5 protein-coding genes are annotated in these 6,184 nt (G+C 74.2%); 1 reads left to right on the forward strand and 4 read right to left on the reverse strand.

Annotation, left to right across the window (positions count from 1 at the left end; genetic code table 11):
* The coding region (locus C6N75_RS19990; RefSeq protein WP_146132617.1) for an aminotransferase class III-fold pyridoxal phosphate-dependent enzyme at positions 1-411 on the reverse strand (411 nt) is incomplete at its 3' end.
* Between the two features lie 428 nt (positions 412-839).
* On the opposite strand from C6N75_RS19990, the gene C6N75_RS19995 reads away from it, so the two are divergent.
* Positions 840-2,024 carry a trypsin-like serine peptidase gene (locus tag C6N75_RS19995; RefSeq protein WP_181160544.1) on the forward strand — a complete coding sequence of 395 codons (1,185 nt, stop codon included), beginning with the start codon at positions 840-842 and terminating at the stop codon, positions 2,022-2,024.
* Positions 2,025-2,142: 118 nt separating this feature from the next.
* Here the strand turns inward: C6N75_RS19995 and hflX are convergent, their stop codons facing one another.
* The 3 genes from hflX to C6N75_RS20010 all read right to left on the reverse strand — a co-directional run.
* Positions 2,143-3,636, reverse strand: coding sequence for a GTPase HflX (gene hflX / locus C6N75_RS20000; RefSeq protein ID WP_105870287.1), 1,494 nt, complete (start codon positions 3,634-3,636; stop codon positions 2,143-2,145).
* A gap of 378 nt (positions 3,637-4,014) precedes the next feature.
* Positions 4,015-5,589, reverse strand: a complete 1,575-nt coding sequence (locus C6N75_RS20005; RefSeq protein WP_105870288.1) for a M1 family metallopeptidase — start codon at positions 5,587-5,589, stop codon at positions 4,015-4,017.
* A gap of 127 nt (positions 5,590-5,716) precedes the next feature.
* Positions 5,717-6,184 (reverse strand): ACT domain-containing protein (locus C6N75_RS20010; protein WP_146132616.1); only part of this gene is annotated, 468 nt, incomplete at its 5' end.

Raw genomic sequence — 6,184 nt, forward strand, 5'->3', positions numbered from 1 at the left:
GGACGCCTTCATCACCGAGCTGTTCGCCACCCTGCCGGCCGGGCCGCAGAACTGGATGCGCGCGTCGTCGGCGAGCCCGGCCGGCAGGGTGGCGAACAGCTCGGTGATGAAGGCGTCCTTCACCGGGGTGGCGAGGTCCAGTACGTGCAGGGGAGCGCCGGAGTCGATGACCTTCCTGATGGCTTCGAGCACCACCGGGTGGTTGTGGCCGAGCGCGAGGGTGCCGGCGCCGGAGAGGCAGTCCAGGTAGCGCCGGCCGTCCGCGCCCTCGATCGTCAGCCCGCGGGCCCGCACCGGCACGATCGGCAGCGAGCGCGCGTAGGTCCGGGCGGCCGACTCGCGCTGCGACTGGCGGCGCAGGATGCCCTCGTGTGCGGACGTGGGTGCCACCGGAGATTCGGTCACGGCCACGGCTTCGGTCCTCCCGGTCACGATCGCGCCGCGCGCGTCGGTGTCGTCGGTGTCGGCGCCGCCGCGGGCGGCGGTGGACGCCGTCCTCAAGTCCCCGGTACGTAACAACGACCGCGTGCGTTCAGGATCACGGCTCCTCCGAAGATCATCGTCCTGCCGGGCGGGGTGGACGGCTGACGCTCCGTCACCCGGCCGGGTCGCCGCCCCGTGTGGGCAGCGTGCTGGCGCGCATACCCGGACGCAGGGCGCATCAGGCGGGCGCGGACGCCCAGTTCGCCGGGTTGGTCGCGGCCTTGGACGGAACCGCGGCCCTGCCGGAGGCCGTCTCCAGCGACACGGCATAGTGGGGGCCGCACCCCCTGCCGTGGGTGCGACGCGACACACGACGACACCGAGCCCGCTCCTTGAAGCTCATGGGGGATCACCACATGCGACCCATACGTCCGCTGCTCGCCGCGGCCTCCGCCGCGGCGGTGCTGGCGCTGACCGCCACCGCCTGCGGGCCGGGCGAGGACAACGCGGGCGGCGACCCGTCCGCGGCCGCCTCGCCGACCGCGACCGCCGCGTCCGGCGGGTTCACGATCCCGGAGGACCTGAAGGACCGCCTCAAGGAGCACGGGATCGACCTGGACGAGTGGCGCGGCGGCGAGTGGAAGAACTGGGACCGGGACCGGTGGCTGCGCGAGGCGCAGGACTACGTCAACCCGATCATCGAGGACCTGTGGGACCCGGACCGCATGCGGGAGGCCGAGGAGCCGCAGCGCCCGGTCGAGGAGGGGGACATCTCCGGTGACACCGGGGTGACCGACCCCGAGCCGGCGGCGGTCGAGGCGCAGGCCGTGGACACCCCGTACCACTCGGCCGCCCCGGCCTCCGGCAAGGTGCTGTTCGACGGCCCGCAGGGGTCGATGGTGTGCTCGGCGACCGTGGTGAAGGACCCGGCCAACCCGGGTAGGTCCAACCTGGTCTGGACGGCGGGCCACTGCGTGCACGCGGGCAAGGACGGCGGCTGGTACCGGAACATCGCCTTCGTCCCCTCGTACAACGACTCCGGTGAGTCCGAGGCCGGTCTGGAGGACGCGACCCGCGAGGAGATCGCGCCCTACGGCGTGTGGTGGGGCGACTGGGCGCAGACCTCCGAGCAGTGGATCGACCAGGGCGCGTCCACGGGCGGCCAGGGCGCCCCGTACGACTACGCCGTCATCCACGTGACGCCGGAGAAGGGCGGCGACGGCAAGTCGCTGGAGGAGACGGTCGGCTCGGCGCTGCCGGTGGAGTTCGGCGCCCCGGCCGTGCCCGAGGCGGGCGGCCTGGAGGCGACCGGCTACCCGGCCGCCCCGCCGTTCGACGGGCAGAAGATGTTCGCCTGCGAGGGCGAGCCGGGCCGGCTGTCGATCGAGGCCGACCAGCCCACGATGTACCGGATCGGCTGCACGATGACCGGCGGCGCGTCCGGCGGCGGCTGGGTCGGCGCCGGACGTGACGGGAAGCCGGCGCTGGTGTCCAACACCTCGATCGGCCCGGTCACCGGCGGCTGGCTGGCCGGCCCCCGGCTGGACGACGGCGCCAAGGGCGTCTACGACGCGGTCAGCCGGAAGTTCGCCGGCCGCTGAGCGCTGTCCCACGAGCCGAAGGCCCGTTTCCCCGGATCGGTCGTCCGGGGAAACGGGCCTTCAGCCGTGACGCGTGAGGGGAGGGGCTCGGTGCCGAGCCCCTCCCCTCCTCGGCGCCTCAGTGCGCGGTCGGCACGTACGGGGCGAGGGCCGCGGCCAGCTCCTCGTGGACCCGTGCCTTGAGCTGGGTGCCCTCCGGGGTGTGCTCCTCGGTGAGGACCTCGCCCTCGTTGTGCACCCGGGAGATCAGCGCGCCCTCGGTGAACGGCACCAGCACCTCGATCTCGACCTTCGGCCGGGGCAGCTCGGCGTCGATCAGGGCGAGCAGCTCGGCGATGCCGGCGCCGGTGCGCGCGGACACCGCGATGGCGTTGCGCTCCACCCGCAGCAGCCGCTGGAGCTCGACCGGGTCGGCCGCGTCCGCCTTGTTGATCACCACGATCTCCGGTACGTCGGTGGCGCCGACGTCCCGGATCACCTCGCGCACGGCGGCGAGCTGCTCCTCCGGCGCCGGGTGTGCGCCGTCCACCACGTGCAGGATGAGGTCGGAGTCGCCGACCTCCTCCATGGTGGAGCGGAACGCCTCGACCAGGTGGTGCGGCAGGTGCCGGACGAAGCCGACGGTGTCCGCCAGGGTGTACAGCCGGCCGCTGGGCGTCTCCGCCCGGCGCACGGTCGGGTCCAGGGTGGCGAACAGGGCGTTCTCCACCAGGACGCCGGCCCCGGTGAGCCGGTTGAGCAGCGAGGACTTGCCGGCGTTGGTGTAGCCGGCGATGGCGACCGACGGCACCTTGTTGCGGCGCCGCTCCTGCCGCTTGATGTCGCGGCCGGTCTTCATCTCCGCGATCTCGCGGCGCATCTTCGCCATCTTCTCGCGAATCCGGCGCCGGTCGGTCTCGATCTTGGTCTCACCGGGACCTCGGGTGGCCATGCCGCCGCCCCCGCCGCCGCCCATCTGCCGGGAGAGCGACTGGCCCCAGCCGCGCAGCCTCGGCAGCATGTACTGCATCTGCGCGAGCGCGACCTGCGCCTTGCCCTCACGGCTCTTGGCGTGCTGGGCGAAGATGTCGAGGATCAGCGCGGTCCGGTCGACCACCTTCACCTTGACGACGTCTTCGAGGTGGATGAGCTGGCCGGGGCTCAGCTCACCGTCGCAGACGACGGTGTCGGCGCCGGTCTCCAGCACGATGTCGCGGAGCTCGCCGGCCTTGCCCGAGCCGATGTAGGTGGCCGGGTCCGGCTTGTCGCGGCGCTGGATGACGCCGTCGAGCACCACCGCACCCGCGGTCTCGGCGAGTGCGGCCAGCTCCGCGAGGGAGTTGTCCGCGTCCTGGGCCGTACCGGAGGTCCAGACACCGACCAGCACCACGCGCTCCAGGCGCAACTGGCGGTACTCGACCTCGGTCACGTCCTCCAGCTCGGTGGACAGACCGGCCACCCGGCGCAGCGCGGCACGGTCGGACCGGTCGTACTGGTCGCCGTCCCGCACTCCGTCGATGTCGTGGCTCCAGGCGACGTCCTCTTCCATCAGGGCATCGGCCCGGCGGCCTTCGGTGCGGCTCGTGGCCGCGAAAGTCTGTGCGTCCTGGGAAGGGGTCGAAGAGGAGGTCATTGGGTCCTTTACCTGGTCGGGAATACGGATGGCCGGGGCGAAACCGCCGCCCGGGACCGCTGCGGCGGCCGGGACCTCGGACCGTGGACCGGTCCGGTGGCACCCGTGTGCCGCGTCAAGCAGAACGTCCGGGCGTTCCGGATCATTCCCGGACGGCCCTGCGTCCGCGTGCCGCGGCGCCGCCGACCCTTCGATGGTGGCACGGGCCGCGCGGCGCGTCACCGGCTTTTCCGACGGCTCGACCGCTCCTCGACCATCCGCCGAGTGACCCTTGAGGAACGTTCGAGGACGGCGAGCCGTCGGAAGCCCGGGCCGTCGGCGGCGTGCGACGCCCGGGCGGCCGCGAGCGCACCCGTACCGCGGTCCGAGTCCGCCCGGTCAGCGCTTGGCGACGGCGGCCGGCGGGGCGTGCCGCGCCTCCGCCGGCGCGCCCTCGGGCTTCTTGGCGCCCTTGGCCCTCACCGGCGCGGCGCTGCGCCAGTCCGGGTGGCCCGGCATCGGCGGCGTCTTCTCGCCGTACAGCCAGCCGTGCAGGAAGCCGCCGAGGTCCCGGCCGGCGACCTCCGAGGCGAGCCGGACGAAGTCGTCGGTGCTCGCCGTGGCGTGCGCGTACTCCGCCACCCAGCGCCGCTCCAGCTGCTCGAAGGCTGCCGTGCCGATCTGCTGCCGCAGGGCGTAGAGGACCAGCGCGCTGCCGTCGTAGACGACCGGCCGGAACAGGCTGATCTGCTGCCCGGCGGCGGGCGGGCGGGGCGCCGCCGGGGGGCCGCCCGCCTTCCGCCAGCCGTCGGACTCGGCGTACGCCTGGCGCATCCGGGCGGTCATGGTGACGCCCGCCTCCTCCTCGGCCCACAGCATCTCGTACCAGGTGGCGTGGCCCTCGTTGAGCCAGAGGTCGGCCCAGCGGCGCGGCGAGACGCTGTTGCCGAACCAGTGGTGCGCCAGCTCGTGCACCATGATCGACTCGACGTACCAGTCGGGCAGTCCGGAGCCGGCGAAGAGCGAGCGCTCGAACAGGGAGAGCGTCTGGGTCTCCAGTTGGAAACCGGTGTCGGCGGAGGCGACGAGCACCCCGTAGGTCTCGAAGGGGTAGCGGCCGGTCTTCCGCTCCATCCACTCCAGGTGGGCGGGGGTCTTCTTCAGCCAGGGCGTCATCAGGGAGACGTCCGCGGCCGGGACCACGTCGCGGACCGGCAGCCCGTGCGGGCCGGTGCGCTCCAGCACGGCGGAGCGGCCGACGGAGACCTGGGCCAGCTCGGTGGCCATCGGGTCGGCGCTCCGGTAGACCCAGGTGCGGGTGGCGCCGCTGAGCACCCGGGCGACGCGGCTGCCGTTGGCGACGACCGTGAGGTCCTTGGGCGCGGTGACCCGGAAGGTGAACAGCGCCTTGTCGGAGGGGTGGTCGTTGCTCGGGAAGACGCGGCGGGCGGCGTCGGCCTGGTTGGCCATGGCCAGCCCGTCGGCGGTGCGCACCCAGCCGCCGGCGCCCCTGGGGCCGGTGGGGTCGCTGGTGTGGGAGACCGTGATGCGCACCCGCTCGCCGGGGCCGAAGGCGCGGCCCGGGTCGACGACCAGGTCCTCGCCGCTGCGGACGTACGAGGCGGGGGCGCCGTCCACCGCGACGGAGCGCACGGCGCCGTGGGTGAGGTCGAGGTTGACCCGTTCCAGTCGGTCGGTGATCCGGGCGTCGATGGTGGTGACGGCGTCCAGCGGCTTGGTGTTGTCACCGCCGTAGGAGAAGGCGATGTCGTAGGCGAGGACGTCGTAGCCGGGGTTGCCCAGGTGCGGGAAGAGCGGGTCGCCGATGCCCAGCGGCTCGGGCGCGGGCAACGCGGCGCCCATCAGTCCGGCGGAGGCGAGCACCGCCAGGGCGATACGGGTGAGGCGCGAGCGGCGGGCGGGCCGGCGGTCGGACGGGACGCGGGGTGCGGGCGGAGGCGTGGTGTGGGACATGGGCAACCGCTACCAGGGCGACCGGTGACCGCCGGGGCGGCGCGCGCCCCGCGCACCCGAACGGCCCCGGCACCGCGTCGCCCGGTACCGACGCCGGACCCCGCGGACGCGGTCCCGGGCCCTGCCCTCAGGCGCGGGCGACGTCGTAGACCCCGGCGACCTGGCGCATCGCCCGCATCAGCGCCGGGAGCTCGGCGGCGTCGGCCAGGCGGAGCGTGTAGGTGTGGCGGACCCGCTGCTCGCTGGGCGGTTCGACGGTCGCCGACACGATCGCCGCCCCGGCGGTGGCGATGGCGTCGGTGAGGTCGGCGAGGAGCCGGGGGCGGCCGAAGGCCTCGGCGACCAGCGTCACCCGGCAGCCGGCGCTCTCGCCCCAGCCGACCGGCACCGCTTCGCGCCCGGCCGCCGCCATCCGGGTCACCGCGGAGCAGGCGGCCCGGTGCACGGTGACGTACCCGCCGCGTACCGCGAAGCCGGTCACCGCGTCCGGCGGTACGGGGGTGCAGCAGCGGGCCAGCTTGGCCTGCGCCTCCGGCAGCCCGGCGACGATCGCGCTGCCGCCGCTGTGCCGGTCGGACCGTCCGGGCCGGCCGGC

Origin of the sequence: Streptomyces solincola (assembly GCF_002982015.1) — a bacterium.
Taxonomy (GTDB): domain Bacteria; phylum Actinomycetota; class Actinomycetes; order Streptomycetales; family Streptomycetaceae; genus Streptomyces; species Streptomyces solincola.